Annotated in this window: 12 protein-coding genes and 1 riboswitch; of the genes, 5 read left to right on the top strand and 7 right to left on the bottom strand. The window is 36.6% G+C overall.

Annotation, left to right across the window (positions count from 1 at the left end; translation table 11 throughout):
* Nucleotides 1-2 precede the first annotated feature (2 nt).
* Nucleotides 3-389 carry an STAS domain-containing protein gene (locus ABDJ41_RS18095; RefSeq protein WP_349787494.1) on the top strand — a complete coding sequence of 129 codons (387 nt, stop codon included), beginning with the start codon at nucleotides 3-5 and terminating at the stop codon, nucleotides 387-389.
* Nucleotides 389-1300 carry a ribonuclease Z gene (locus tag ABDJ41_RS18100; RefSeq protein ID WP_349787495.1) on the top strand — a complete coding sequence of 304 codons (912 nt, stop codon included), beginning with the start codon at nucleotides 389-391 and terminating at the stop codon, nucleotides 1298-1300. The genes ABDJ41_RS18095 and ABDJ41_RS18100 overlap by 1 nt, the downstream gene beginning before the upstream one ends.
* A 6-nt stretch (nucleotides 1301-1306) precedes the next feature.
* Here the strand turns inward: ABDJ41_RS18100 and ABDJ41_RS18105 are convergent, their stop codons facing one another.
* The 3 genes from ABDJ41_RS18105 to ABDJ41_RS18115 form a co-directional block, all read right to left on the bottom strand.
* Nucleotides 1307-2257: an MlaD family protein gene (locus ABDJ41_RS18105; RefSeq protein WP_349787496.1), complete on the bottom strand. Its 951-nt coding sequence runs from the start codon at nucleotides 2255-2257 to the stop codon at nucleotides 1307-1309.
* A gap of 13 nt (nucleotides 2258-2270) precedes the next feature.
* Nucleotides 2271-3116: an N-acetylmuramoyl-L-alanine amidase family protein gene (locus ABDJ41_RS18110; RefSeq protein ID WP_349787497.1), complete on the bottom strand. Its 846-nt coding sequence runs from the start codon at nucleotides 3114-3116 to the stop codon at nucleotides 2271-2273.
* Nucleotides 3117-3205: 89 nt separating this feature from the next.
* Complete coding sequence (locus ABDJ41_RS18115; RefSeq protein ID WP_502930344.1) at nucleotides 3206-4084, bottom strand: N-acetylmuramoyl-L-alanine amidase family protein; 879 nt, start codon at nucleotides 4082-4084, stop codon at nucleotides 3206-3208.
* Between the two features lie 56 nt (nucleotides 4085-4140).
* On the opposite strand from ABDJ41_RS18115, the gene ABDJ41_RS18120 reads away from it, so the two are divergent.
* The 3 genes from ABDJ41_RS18120 to ABDJ41_RS18130 are packed head-to-tail and all read left to right on the top strand — an operon-like array spanning nucleotide 4141 to nucleotide 9534.
* Nucleotides 4141-6879 carry a putative LPS assembly protein LptD gene (locus tag ABDJ41_RS18120; protein ID WP_349787499.1) on the top strand — a complete coding sequence of 913 codons (2739 nt, stop codon included), beginning with the start codon at nucleotides 4141-4143 and terminating at the stop codon, nucleotides 6877-6879.
* Nucleotides 6880-6889: 10 nt separating this feature from the next.
* The gene (locus ABDJ41_RS18125) at nucleotides 6890-8137 is read left to right on the top strand and encodes a competence/damage-inducible protein A (protein WP_349787500.1); all 1248 of its coding nucleotides are present in this window, start codon (nucleotides 6890-6892) and stop codon (nucleotides 8135-8137) included.
* Nucleotides 8138-8187: 50 nt separating this feature from the next.
* Nucleotides 8188-9534 carry a dihydrolipoamide acetyltransferase family protein gene (locus ABDJ41_RS18130; RefSeq protein WP_349787501.1) on the top strand — a complete coding sequence of 449 codons (1347 nt, stop codon included), beginning with the start codon at nucleotides 8188-8190 and terminating at the stop codon, nucleotides 9532-9534.
* A 66-nt stretch (nucleotides 9535-9600) separates the two neighbouring features.
* Here the strand turns inward: ABDJ41_RS18130 and ABDJ41_RS18135 are convergent, their stop codons facing one another.
* The 4 genes from ABDJ41_RS18135 to ABDJ41_RS18150 form a co-directional block, all read right to left on the bottom strand.
* Nucleotides 9601-10842, bottom strand: coding sequence for a homoserine dehydrogenase (locus ABDJ41_RS18135; RefSeq protein WP_349787502.1), 1242 nt, complete (start codon nucleotides 10840-10842; stop codon nucleotides 9601-9603).
* 7 nt (nucleotides 10843-10849) lie between these two features.
* Nucleotides 10850-11908: a homoserine O-acetyltransferase family protein gene (locus ABDJ41_RS18140; RefSeq protein WP_349787503.1), complete on the bottom strand. Its 1059-nt coding sequence runs from the start codon at nucleotides 11906-11908 to the stop codon at nucleotides 10850-10852.
* A gap of 24 nt (nucleotides 11909-11932) precedes the next feature.
* Entirely contained in the window at nucleotides 11933-13240 is a 1308-nt protein-coding gene (locus tag ABDJ41_RS18145) for an O-acetylhomoserine aminocarboxypropyltransferase/cysteine synthase family protein (protein WP_349787504.1), read from the bottom strand.
* 225 nt (nucleotides 13241-13465) lie between these two features.
* Nucleotides 13466-13580, bottom strand: a riboswitch (SAM riboswitch).
* 149 nt (nucleotides 13581-13729) lie between these two features.
* A complete protein-coding gene (locus ABDJ41_RS18150; protein WP_349787505.1) occupies nucleotides 13730-14857 on the bottom strand; it encodes a trans-sulfuration enzyme family protein in 1128 nt (375 codons plus the stop codon).
* Between the last annotated feature and the right edge of the window lie 91 nt (nucleotides 14858-14948).

Here is a 14948-nt window from a genome sequence, read left to right on the forward strand (position 1 = left end):
TCATGAAATTTTCAGTAGATAAGCATGAAAAGTATGTAGTTTTAAAACTTAACGAATCGAAGTTAACAAACGACAATACACCGAAGTTGAAATCTGAGTTCATTTTATTGAACACTGATGGATATTGCAATATCGTATTAGACCTTTCAGCAGTAAAGCAATGCAATGATTCACAGGATCTGAGTAGTTTGCTTTTTGGTGATAGACTTTGTAAACAACATAATGGATTATTTATTGTGACTGGTGTTAACCCGGATGTAGCGAAGATTCTGGAAATGTCTAATCTTGACCAGTCGTTAACTATCGTTTCAAAAGTTGACGAAGCTACTGATCTGATCTTTATGGAAGAAATAGAAAAAGAATTGCTAGGGAGTGTAGATAAAGATTAATGAAATTTGAGGTTACTATTTTAGGCAGTAGTTCTGCAACCCCTGTATACAATAGGAATCCTACAGCTCAGTTATTAAACTGCAACGAGAAGTTCTATTTAATTGATTGCGGTGAAGGAACCCAGCAACAGTTGATCAGATACGGATTCAAAGCAAATAAAATTGATTATATTTTTATTAGCCATTTGCATGGTGACCATTATTTTGGTCTGATTGGATTGCTTTCCAGCTTGCATTTAAATGGACGAATGAAACCTATGCATATATTTGCACCGGCTGCATTATTAGAAATACTGACTTTACAATTCAGGCATTCTGAAACAGAAATCAGATATCCTATAGAATTTGTAGCTACACAAGCTGAAAAGCCTGAACAGATTTTTGAAAATGCTGACCTGACGGTTGAATCTTTTGTTTTAAATCACAGGATTCCCTGTACGGGATTTTCTTTTGTACAAAAGAAAAGATTACGTAAGCTGATTATCGAGAAGCTGGAAGCTGAGCAAATTCCTATTGAATATTATACTTTGCTAAAAAGAGGGGTAGATCTTGATTTACCTGATGGTAATGTATTGCTAAATGCAGATTATACCATAGATTCAGATAGACCGAAAAAATACAGCTATTGTTCGGATACTTTAATGGATGAATGCTATTTGGATAACATCAAAGACTGTGATACTTTGTATCATGAAGCAACCTTTTTGCATGAGATGTTGGATAGAGCTAATCAAACGCATCATACAACTGCACTGCAGGCTGCTCAGATCGCTAAGTCGACTGGAGCAGCCAAATTGCTGATTGGACATTTTTCGTCCAGATACAAGAGCTTACAGCCTTTACTTGATGAAGCAAGGACAGAGTTCCAGAACACAGAACTGGCCATAGAGGGAATTACCTATAGGATATAACTAATTCTAGTTATCCTTTTTGCCACCGCCAAATACCGAGAAATGAACATAACGTTTAGGATTCTGTTTTAAATCAATAATCAGATTATCCAGGTTTTTTGAAGCATTATTCAGGTTGTCGTACATTTTTGTATCGTTAACCAATAACCCTAAAGAACCTTGCCCGTTATTTACTTTTGATACAATTCCCTGTAAGTCAGCAACTGCTTTATTAGCATTATCTATAGTCTGTTTAAAGTTAGCAGCAGCAACCTGATCTGTGATGGTACCAATATTATCTAAGATAGCGTTGATCTTCTCATTGTTTTTCTTCAGGTTATTAGAAATGGATTCTACATTTGCTAATATCGCAGCTACTCTTGAGCCTTCAGATCCAACAAGATGATCTACTTTTTTAGATGTAGCTTCTAAAGAAGAGAGGGTAGACGCAATGCTGTTAAAGCTTTTGTCAACATTTTTCTGAAAGTTTGGGTTTAGGATAGAGTTAACACTTGTTAAAATAGAATCCATTTTAGCAATAATAACCTCTGCCTTTTTTTGAACAGGCTGTACAGTTTCTAGCAAACCTTTCGCTACATTGGCGTTTAAGGTGTCGCCATCCTGAGCGTAATCAGTTCCTCCACCTAAAGCCATTACAATTGCTTTACTTCCTAAAAGATCTGTTTGTTCAAGTTTTGCAATGCTATTTTTAGGGATTTCATACTTTCCCTTAATCTTTAATGTAGCTAGAATGCTGCCATCAGGTTGTAATTCCAGTTTGTCTACACGTCCAATTTGGAAACCATTAATCAAAACAGGTTTTGATACCGCCAATCCATCTACATGAGAATATTTGGCATAAAGAACAGTTTCGTTCGAGAAGATGGCATTGCCCTTTAGGAAATTGTAGCCTATAATCAGTATGGCGATAGAAAAGGCTGCCATTATGCCTACTTTGGTTTCGTTTGCGATCTTCATTAGGTATGATATTTTAATTTATCTCAGTTTCTTTTTTATATGTTTTTACAGCTTTGAAAATCGAGTTTACGATTTCATCCTGACCGCTTGCCGAATTCATGTAATCTTCTTCAGTTGGGTTCGAAATAAAACCTATTTCAGTTAATACTGCAGGCATTCCACATCTTTGTAAAATCAAAAGGCCTTGCTCTTTTACACCTCTGTTTACCCTTTTGCTATCTTCTGTATAGTTGTTCTGAATCAAGCGCGCTAATTTCAAACTTTTGTCTCTAAAAGTATTTTTGAACAAAGATAATATAATAAATGTCTCCGGATCGTTAGGATCATAGCCATCATAATTTTCTTTATAGTTCTTTTCCAGTTTAATATCCGCATTCTCACGAATCGCAGCATCCTGTTCATTTAAACGATGAGAACCTGCTACAAATGTTTCTGTACCACTGGTTGATGTATTTTTTACATAACCATATTTAGGCACTTTTTTACCACTTCTTGTTTTGGTGTAACCAGTTACCACTCTTCTGTCAGGCATAGAGTTACAGTGTATAGAAATAAAGATATCAGCTTTGTTGTCGTTAGCCAATGCCGCCCGTTTGTGAAATTCCACATCAATATCGGTTTTTCTGGTGTATAAGATCTTAACATCTGGCATTTCTTCTTCAAATTTCTTGCCTAATTTTAAGGCTACTTTTAAAGCAACATTCTTTTCTACGGAATAACTTCCTGCAGCACCAGGTTTAGGTCCCCCGTGTCCAGCATCAATAACGATGGTTTTAACTTTATATCCCTGCGAAAAAGCAACTTGTGAACTTGTAAATAATGAAAGCGCAAATAGGAATACAACTTTTTTTAATCTCATCTCTCTATATTCTTTTAATCTTAATCTTTATAATCTTATTATTTAGTTTTTAACCTTTGTTCCTTTTACTCTGATTCTTAACTCCTGTACTATCCTTCAATACCTTTTCTGTAGTTCTGAATAGCTTTCAATAAGCAGGCTGTGATTTCATGCTGACCGGCTTCAGAGTTCATATAGTTTTCTTCTTCAGGGTTACTGATAAAACCGATCTCTGTTAAAATAGCAGGCATCCCTGCACGGGCCAATACAGCAAGACTTTTTTCCTGTACCCCGCGGTCAACACGGCCAACACTGATGTATTGATCCTGAACCAATTTAGCCAATTTTAAGCTTTGGGTCCGGAAGGTATTTTTCATCAAAGATAGGATAATAAAATTTTCGGGGTTGTTTGGATCAAAACCTTCATAGTTTTCTTTGTAATTATCCTCCAGAAATATGGCTGCATTTTCTCTTTTAATAACCTCATCTTGTTCATTCATGCGCCCCATACCTGAAACAAAAGTTTCTACACCTTTGGTGGATGTACTTTTTCGATATACAGTTTCAGTTATAGGGATTCTTTTACCTTTGCTGTTCTTTTTATATCCAGTAACAACAGTGGATCGGTGTACTGGCATATCATTGCAATGAATAGATATAAAAAGATCTGCTTTAGCATTGTTTGCAATAGCAATTCGTTCGTAAAGAGGGATAAATTCGTCAGTACTACGAGTGTAAATGACTTTAACATCTTTCATTTGCTCCTTAATGGCCTCGCCAAGATGTAGCGCTGTTTTTAAAGCCACATCTTTTTCTGTCGAGAATAATCCCCTTGTCGATCCATCTTTACCTCCATGTCCAGCATCGATAACAATCGTTTTTATTTTATATTCTTGCGTAAAAGCTTGATTAACAGATGAAATATTGATGATTATAGAAATAAATAAAATCAAAATAACATTTGCTCTAAGCAATGGTATATTTTTCATTAATTTTGAACGTTTTGGATTAAACATTAATGCAAAAATAACATTCACACACGAATTTGAAACTTTTACGCTATATCATTTTTTTTAAAACGATTGTTTTATTAACATCTGTTAGTAACCCTGCTCTTGCTTTTGCCTCTTTTTCAGCTTTTCAAGTTGTTCAGCAAACCGATACAACTAAAAAAGATACGCTGAAACGGAACGTTTCTCTTGATCAGGATACACTGAAGAAAGGTGTTGTTCCAGGTGCCCCTAAAGGAGATCTGAAAAGCAATCCGAATGATACAACAGCTTCAGAAAAAATTCAATATACAGCCAGAGATTCAGTCTCTTTCAGTAAAGATAGTAGTATAGTTTATTTATATGGTAAAGCAAGAGTAATCTATCAGGGGCTTGAACTAGATGCTGATTACATCACTTTCAATAATAAAACAAGCCTGATTTATGCCAGAGGAACAACGGATGCCAAGGGGAAATATATAGGCCGACCGATCTTTAAAATGGAAGGCCAGAGTACTTCAATGGCCGATTCATTAAGGTTTAATACTGTAACCAAAGCAGGTAATATCTGGGGTGTGTATACAGAACAGGAGGGTGGTTTTTTTACCGGAGGTAAGGCAAAGAAGCAGCCTGATGATGAGATACATAGTAAGGGACAAACATATAGTACCTGTAATTTGCCGCATCCCCATTTCGGAATCCATTTTACTAAGGCCATTGTTACGGAAAACCAGATTATAGCAGGGCCACTTTATTTAAAGATTGAAGATATTCCATTGCCATTGGGACTGCCGTTTGCCTTCTTTCCCAAGCCGAATAAGAAGAGTTCCGGTATTATTTTGCCAACCCCGGGTGAGGACTACTCAAGGGGGTTCTTTTTACAGGATGGTGGGTATTATTTGGGCTTGAGTGATTATTGGGACGCGAAATTAACCGGGTCCATTTATTCATATGGATCATATAGCGGACGGGTTGCATCAAACTATACTAAAAGATATAAGTTTAATGGCAATATTAACCTGGATTATGCATTTAGTAAATTTGGTACAGAGGGTACTTCAGATTATAATTCAAGTAGGGATTTTAGAATAAACTGGAGTCACTCACAAAATCCAAATGCTAAGCCTGGAACAACTTTTTCGGCAAGTGTAGATGCAGGTACAACTAGTTATGATAAAGCAACAGCAGCAGGTGGTACATATGATCCAAATCAGATTGCCAGAAATACTTTAGGATCCAGTATTTCCTACAGCCGTGTTTTTGGTAAAGGGATTAATATGACGGCTGCTTTACGTCACTCACAAGAAACGCAGACAAAAAGCGTGAGTTTAACTTTGCCTGACATTACCTTATCAGTACCTACATTTAATCCCTTTGCTTCTAAAGATAGAGTAGGCGAACAAAGATGGTATGAAAAAATATCAGTTGGTTATAGCATGCAAGCTACTAATAGCATAACTTCTCCTGATTCATTGTTGTTTAAAAAGGAAACATTAAGCAAGTTTAGAAGTGGGGTACAGCATAATATTCCCATTAATATGTCTTTCAATATATTGAAATACTTTAATTTTAATACCGGTGTAAATTACCTGGAAAGGTGGCATTATCAGACTATCAGAAAGACTTATGCTAAGGTGCCTAATGCCCCCGACGCAGTTTTTATAGATACCATTCCTGGTTTCAACAGATCCGGACAGTATACGGTTAGTGGTGGTTTGTCGACTAAGATCTATTCAACTGCACAGTTTAAAAATTTTGGCAAATTTAAGGCACTACGTCATGTAATGACGCCAAGTGTAAACTTTGGTTACACTCCTGATTTTTCAGACGTAAGCAAAGGAAATTTTAAAAATGCATTCTATCAGAATGGTGATATGGTATATACCACAAATTTCAAAGGTGAAACCGTACCGCTTAAATATTCTATTCATGAAGGTTCTGCTTATGGTGGCCCTGGTGAAGGTAGGAATGCATCAATTGGGTTCTCTATAGATAATACTGTAGAGGCTAAATTTTTGAATCCAAAAGATACTACTGGTACAGGGGAAAAGAAAATTCCAATTATTCAAGGTTTGGGCATCAGCGGAAATTATAATCTGTTGGCAGAGAGCTTTAAATTATCAACCCTAAGCTTAAGTGGTCGTTCACAATTTACAGACAAGTTAGGAATTAATTATTATGGTACTTTGAATCCATATTTGTATGCAGATTCGGTGAATGCAATGACAGGTCAGAGACAACGTTATCTGATTGACAAATATACCTGGACAAAGGGTAAACTGCCACGTTTAACAAATTTTGGTTTCTCATTTAATTATAGTCTGAACCCTGAGGCTTTAAAGAGAAAGAATGATGCTCAGGATAAATTAAAAGAGCAACAGAACACAGGAGCAATAACTGCTGAGCAGGCAGAAGCACTCGCTAAAGTAAGTCGTGATCCGAATGCATTTGTTGATTTTAATATCCCATGGAATTTCGCTTTCTCATACACATTCAACTACAATACAGATGCTGTTGGTCAAAACGGAACTGTTACCAATACACTGAATTTTAATGGTGATGCCAATATTACCCCTAAATGGAAAGTAACTTTTAGTTCAGGTTGGGATTTTCAACGTAAAACTATTTCACAAACCAACTTCTCAATATATCGTGATTTACATTGCTGGGATATGAGCTTTACCTGGGTTCCTTTTGGTTTTTACCAGAGTTATTCAGTTGATATTAAAGTTAAAGCTTCTGTTCTTCAGGATTTAAAACTGAGCAAGAGAAAAGGATATTATACCAGATTCTAAAATCTATTTTATGTTAGCAGAAATTATAACAATTGGTGATGAAATACTAATTGGCCAAATTGTGGACACCAATTCGGCCTGGATGGCCAGGGAATTAAATCTGATTGGTATAACGGTGAAGCAGGTGAGTTCTGTTTCTGATAATGCAGATCATATTATGGAAGCTTTACAGCTTGCTGAAAAAAGAGCTGATATTATTTTAATAACTGGTGGACTAGGGCCAACGAAAGACGATATTACTAAAATTACCATGGCAAAGTATTTTAACATGGGGTTTAGACGTGATCAGGAAACTTTAGATCATGTAACTGATATTTTTGTAAGGTTTAATAAACCTATGATTGAAATGAACCGTAAGCAGGCAGATGTGCCTGATGGTTGTAGGGTTATTAAAAATAAAAATGGTACAGCGCCATGTATGTGGTTTGAAGAGCGTGGGAAAATATTTGTATCAATGCCTGGGGTGCCATTCGAAATGATGTATCTGATGACAGAGGAAATCATTCCTCGTCTAAAAAATGCATTTAAACTTCCATTTATTACACACAAAACTATACTTACAGCTAATATTGGTGAATCATTTTTAGCAGTGGAAATTGAAGATATTGAAGATAGTTTACCTGAACACATCAAGCTGGCTTATTTGCCTAAACTCGGACAAATCAGACTCCGGTTAAGTGCTACAGGAACAGATGAAGTTGCACTGAAAGCCGAAGTAGAGGCTTATGCTCAACAAATTATTTCAAGAGTAAAAAAATATGTAGTAATAGATGAGGATGTGGCATTGGAGAAAGCAATGCTGGATATTATGGAGGCCAATGAACTTACTTTATCTACTGCTGAAAGTTGTACTGGTGGTTATATTGCACATTTAATTACACAACACCCAGGATGTTCATCTGTATATGCAGGTGGGGCAGTAACTTATTCTAATGCACTTAAAATGTCGGTCTTGGGTGTACAGGCTGAAACATTGGATATCTACGGGGCTGTAAGTGAGCAAACGGTTAAGGAAATGGCTTATGGTGCCAGGGTTCATTTTAAAACAGACTATGCTGTAGCGGTAAGTGGAGTGGCCGGGCCGGATGGAGGATCGGATGAGAAACCAGTTGGAACTGTATGGATTGCTGTTGCCAATCAACATCATGTAATTGCACGTTTATTCAATTTTAGCAATCGTCGCATACAAAATATTGAACGTTCTGCTATAGCAGCATTAGCCATGGTTTTGAATGAACTTAAGCAGGATGTGGTTTAAGTCTTCAAAATACTTTACTTTTGCACACGATACAAATCATAAAATAAAAAATGGCTCAATACGAATTATTGCTACCGAAAATGGGGGAGAGTGTTGCAGAAGCAACTATCATAAAGTGGGTTAAGCAACTGGGTGAAAGAATTGAACTTGATGATATCGTTTTAGAAATTGCTACTGATAAGGTAGATTCTGAAGTTCCTTCGCCAATAGCTGGGAAGTTGATAAAGCAATTATTTAAAGAAGATGATATTGTACAGGTAGGTGCGGTCATAGCAATTATTGAAACAGATGGCGGTGGTGATCAGGTTGCTGCTGAAATTATTGAAACCCCTGTAGTTGTAGAAGAAAGGAATACTGATGTTTTATTAACAGATATACCAGGTATTTCTCAGCTTGAATCTGAAGATAATACATCTGAGCGCTTCTATTCTCCACTGGTAAAAAATATTGCTGCTCAGGAAGGTATTCAATTCAGTGAATTGGATGGTATTGCGGGGACAGGATCTGAAGGGCGTTTAACAAAGGATGATTTGTTAAACTATATTCAAAATAAAAAAGGAGGAGCAGCTCTATCGTCTGTTACAAATGACGTAAAGCCAGCTGAACAAGCTTCATCAGTAGTTCAGCAAGCTGCAACACCTCAAATTGTAAAAGCGCCTGGAAAACAAGCATCAACAAGTGTTGGTGGGGTAGATGAAATTATAGAGATGGATAGGATGCGTAAGCTTATTGCCGATCATATGATCATGAGTAAGCAAACTTCTCCACATGTTACCTCTTTTGTGGAAGCTGATGTTACGAATATGGTAATGTGGCGCGAAAAAGTAAAAAGGAACTTTGAAAAACGTGAAAATGAAAAGATCACTTTTACACCAATCTTTGTAGAAGCAGTTAGCAAGGCTATTAAAGATTTCCCAATGATCAATGTATCTGTAAATGGAACACAAATCATTAAGAAAAGGGATATTAATATTGGTATGGCAGCGGCACTTCCTAGTGGAAATCTGATTGTTCCTGTTATTAAAAATGCAGATCAATTGAATCTTGTGGGTTTAACAAAATCTGTAAATGATCTGGCTTCACGTGCACGTAATTCAAAATTAAAACCAGATGAAACTCAAAATGGTACTTTCACTTTAACTAATGTTGGTTCTTTTGGTAATATTATGGGGACACCTATTATTAATCAGCCTCAGGTGGCTATACTTGCTGTTGGAGCAATTAAAAAGAAACCTGCAGTACTGGAGACTGAATTTGGGGATGTAATTGCCATAAGACATATGATGTACCTTTCTTTATCTTATGATCACAGAGTGGTGGATGGAGCCCTTGGTGGTTCTTTTGTACGCAGGGTAGCGGACTATCTGGAAAATTGGGATGTAAACAGAGAAATATAAAATAAATTGAAATAGAAAAAGGCCTCTTATTATGAGGCCTTTTTCATGATCAAAACAAAATAAATTTTAGTTTAATAAGACACCTTCTTGTGCTAGTGCCTCAATCTGCTGTTCAGTATAAGTGTATTTCCCGGTATGGGCAATAAATACATCTTTCTGCTCAAGTAAAGCCCAATTTGCAATTAGGTTTTTCAATTTCACGTTTCCAATTACATATTTATAATCATCACGTGAGAATCTTTCTACAATGTTCTCAATTTGTAGCTTCTCTACTGTGTATTCATGCGTATAACGTAGATAGACTTCAAGATTTACATCATCAGTATGTAGCAATCCATTGTGCTGATTGTACTTTCTGTATTCATAGCGGTAATCATATCTCAAAGCGGCAATGTCCGACAATACAGCTGCTCCTGTAGGGTGACCTCCAGCTCCCTTTCCAAAGAAGAATTGTTTATCAGCAAAAGCTGCCTGTACAGTTACACCATTATATTCATTCTCTACGTTGTAAAGAAAATCGTCTGACTTAATAAACTTTGGCAATACATACGTTATCACTTGTTTGGTGTTGATTTTACGTGCAGTAGGAACCAGTTTTATTTTGAAGTTCTTCTCTCTTGCATATTTGATGTCATTTTCAGAAAGGTGTTGAATACCAACGTTTAGAATGTTATCAGGATTGATAAACAGACCGTAAGCATGTGCGGTAGCAATGGCTAGTTTAAACTTAGGATCATAGCCCCCAACGTCCAGAATAGGGTTCGATTCAGCAAAACCAAGATCCTGAGCTTGTTTCAATGCTACTCCATATTCCAGATTTTCATTGAATATTTTAGAAAGAATATAATTTGAAGAACCGTTGAAGATACCACTGATACCATGAAGTAATTCATTATCATAATACTCTTCAAGGTTACGGATAATTGGGATACTACCACATACAGCACCTTCATAAAGTAAAGATGCATCATGTTTATTTTGCAATTCCACTAGTTCAGCAAGGTGAGTAGCGATCATTTTCTTATTTGCTGATACTACATTTTTACCACTAATTAATGCTCTTTTAACAATGTTATAAGCTGCATCTGCATCATCTATCAATTCGACAATAGTATTGATTTCACTATTATTTAGGAGTTCATCATGATCTGTAGTAAAAAGATGTGCATCTAACGTACGCTTCTTTTCAGGATTTTTAATTGCGATCTTAATGATTTCAAGATTTAAGTCTTGACCACGAATAATATCGAGTAATCCCTGTCCAACTACCCCAAAACCAAATAAACCAATTTTAAGTTTCTTGCTCATCTAATTATTATGCTGTTTTATGTAATTTAATTATTTTCTTGTTGATACTTTCTTTAAGGAAAGTGCCAATTACGTTTGTTAATGTGCCTGTTTCAATAAGAAAACCATCATGCCCATATGCAGATTTTAATTTGTAAAATTCTGCATCTGCAATGTGTTTGGATAAAAATTCCTGTTCTGATAAAGGAAAAAGAATATCATTTTCAATTCCAATGACTAATGTATTGGCTTTTACTCTTGCCAATGCTTTAGTAACACTTTGTCGGCCACGACCAACATTATGACTGTCCATTGCTTTACTTAAATACCAATAGCTGTAAGCATTGAAGCGTTTGCAAAGCTTTTCTCCCTGGTAGTTTTGGTAAGATGAAGCTCTGAAATTATCAGTTTTATGGTCTACACTTTCCAGTTGCGTTGATCCATAAGCATCATATGTCCTGTAAGATAGTAAAGCGATACTTCTTGCTACTTTTAGTCCTTTTAAACCGCCATTATGTTGCTGAGCATAAAAACTACGGTCGGCCGCAATAGCCAGACGCTGACTTTCATTGAAAGCTATACCCCATGGTGAATGTGCAGCATTTGTAGCCATAAGAATTAGGTTTTCAATCATGTTTTGATCTGAAATAGCCCATTCTAAAGCCTGCTGACCACCTAAAGAACCACCAATAAGAACTTTGATTTGTTCTACATTAAGGTGTGCTGCTAGCACTTGATGTGCAGCTACCAGATCTCTGATGGTAAACTCAGGAAAAGAAAGGTAATAACTTAATCCTGTTGCCGGATTTACGCTTAATGGATTGGTACTTCCATAATGGGAGCCCAATACATTAGCACAAATGATAAAATGGTCATCAGGATTAAATAAAGCATTATTACCAAATAGTCCTTTCCACCAATCCAGTACATCGGAATTGGCTGTAAGTGCGTGACAAACCCAAATTACATTATCCTTTTTAGCATTTAGCTTACCATACGTCTGATAGGCAATTTCAAGATTGTAAATCTTTTTGCCGTTTTCAAGCGTAAAAGGCTTGGTGTAATTGTATATGGATAAGGTACTCATTAATAACACGTAGAAAAATTGTAATTATTTATTTTTTATGGCAGCAAATGCTTGTTCAAAATCAGCTTTGATATCATCAATATGTTCAATACCAACAGATACCCTTAATTGATTAGGAGTAACACCTGCGCTGATTTGCTCTGCATCACTTAATTGCTGGTGTGTAGTTGCTGCTGGCTGTATAATCAGCGTTTTAGCATCTCCAACATTCGCAAGGTGACTTACCAGTTTAAGGCTGTCCACCAATGCAGTAGCTTGTTCTTTAGCACCATGTAATTCGAATGATAATACGGCACCAAATCCATTTTGCAGATACTTTTTAGCGTTTGTATGGTATGGGCTGCTTTCCAAACCAGGGTAGCTTACACTTTTCACAGCTTCATGACCTTCAAGCCATTTTGCTAAAGCAAGTGTATTGTCAACATGACGTTGCATACGTAATGACAATGTCTCTAAACCTTGAAGTAATTGGAAAGAGTTGAAAGGAGATATAGCCGGTCCAAAATCCCTTAAGCCTTCAACACGTGCACGGATGGCAAACTGAATGTTTCCGAAAGGACCTGCAGAACCGAATACATCATTAAACACTAAACCATGGTAACCATCAGAAGGCTCACTGAATTGTGCAAATTTACCATTTCCCCAGTTATAATTTCCACCATCAACGATCACACCACCAATACTTGTACCGTGTCCGCCAATCCATTTTGTAGCAGATTGAACGACAACGTGTGCACCATGCTCTAAAGGTTTAAATAAATATCCGGCAGCACCGAAAGTATTGTCTACAATTAAAGGTAGATCATGTTTGTTGGCAATTGCAGATATTCTTTCGAAATCGATGATGCTATAAGCTGGGTTACCAATAGTTTCCAGGTAAATTGCTTTTGTTTTTTCATCAATTTTAGCCTCGAAATCTTCGGGATCATCTCCATTGGCAAATTTAACCTCAATACCAAGGCGTTTGAAAGCAACTTTAAATTGATTATAAGAGCCGCCATATAAGTGAGAAGAAGAAACGAAGTTATCACCTGCCTCTAAAATGTTATTTAATGCAATAAATTGTGCAGCCATACCAGATCCAACTGCTACTGCGGCTACACCGCCTTCAAGAGCAGCGATACGTTTTTCAAAAACATCCGTAGTAGGGTTCATGATGCGTGTGTATATATTTCCAAATTCCTTAAGAGCAAAAAGGTTTGCACCATGTTCAGAATTTTTAAAACCGTAAGAAGAAGTTTGATAAATAGGAACTGCTCTAGAACCTGTTGTTGGATCTATTTCCTGACCTGCATGTACTTGTAGTGTTTCGAATTTATGAGAAGTCGACATATTAATTTATTTTTTTTATATGGTTTGATTGATTGTATTAGTAAGGATATACTTCAGGTAAAATATGAATGTATATTGTATTGCGTACCCATGTGGGCCTTCCGGATGAATTAAAGAAATGCAAAAGGAAGATTTAAAGATTATTGCATGCAGCTGCACATACACATGGTATGGGGCGTACAAGAATAATAATTGATATTAGAAATAATAGTTTTCATACGTTTAAATTTATCTTTCCAAACAAGCACCATGCTGATTGGTCAGGAATTGGCACCTTCTCCATTTTGGGAGGGTTGCCAGTGGGTCAAAGAGCCTGTCTCTCGCCACTTCTTTATAAATCAAACCTTAATTAAGAAGGTTGACTTGATTAGCTTTCACTAAAGAATTAATTCAAATATAGGGCTAAATACAAATATAATCAAAATTAAATTCTGAATATTTTTTAAATATCTGTTTGTTAAGTGTTTAAGATTGTTGTTTAAGCTTTGTTTATTTATTTTGATAGGCTAAAGCTTGGTTTAAATCAGCTATTAAGTCATCGATATGTTCAAGTCCAGCGGATATCCGAATTAAATTCGGTGGGGTGGTGGTAGTTGGTCCTTCTATTGAGGCGCGATGTTCGATTAAACTTTCTACACCCCCTAAGCTTGTGGCTTGTGCAAATAATTTTACCTGGTTAACAACTCTTCTTGCTTCATCACTTCCACCTTTTACAAGGATAGACAGCATACCTCCAAAGCCTCTCATTTGTTTTTTTGCAATATCGTGTCCGGAATGGCTTGATAATCCGGGATAATATACAGTTTCTATTGCCGGGTGATTTTGCAGATAATGGGCGAGAGCCATACCATTTTCACAATGTCCGCGCATCCTGTAAGCCAGAGTTTTGATACTACGCACTAACAAATAGCAGTCGAAAGGGGAAGGAACAGCTCCTCCAACTTCCTGTATATTCCTGATTTTCTCCCAAAGTTCATTTTTCTCTGCAGTGATTAGTATGCCACCAAGTACATCGCTATGTCCTCCTATATATTTTGTTGAAGAGTGCATTACAATATCTGCACCTAATGAGATTGGGTTTTGCAACGATGGTGAAGCAAAAGTGCTATCGCAAGCCAAAATCAATCCTTTTTCTTTACAAATTGCCGATATTGCTGAAATATCTGTGATTTTGAGTAGCGGATTTGACGGCGTTTCAGTCCAGATCATTACCGTGTTTTCCTTTATATGACGATTGATTTCTTCAAAATCATTGAGGTCTACAAAGTCAATACTTAAAGTGTCTGCAAAAATGGTTAGCAACTGTTTTTTAAATCCCCAATACATGTCATCCGGTGCAATGATGTGGCTGCCAGGTTTTAGTGCCTGGAAAACAGTCATACCTGCAGTGTTGCCAGATGAAAGTGCACAAGCATCTGCTCCTTTTTCTAATTCTGCAACGATCTTCTCCAGAGCCGATCTGTTTGGATTGCTAAGTCTGCTGTACATGTGTCCACCAGAATAGCCACCTTCTTCATTTCTTAAAAATGTTGTCGATAAGTTTATTGGTGGGGTAACATCTTTTGTGCTGATGTCGTATAAATTTCCTGCATGGATAGCTAATGTTTCTGCTCTCATTACTATGGGGTTAAATGATTGTTTTAAAGCTGGACAGCAATAACTGTAAAGGTAAAAATTATTATCTTGAAGTTTTGGCAGGATTTATGTA

It is taken from the genome of Pedobacter sp. ASV1-7, from assembly GCF_040203335.1.
Classification (GTDB): domain Bacteria; phylum Bacteroidota; class Bacteroidia; order Sphingobacteriales; family Sphingobacteriaceae; genus Pedobacter.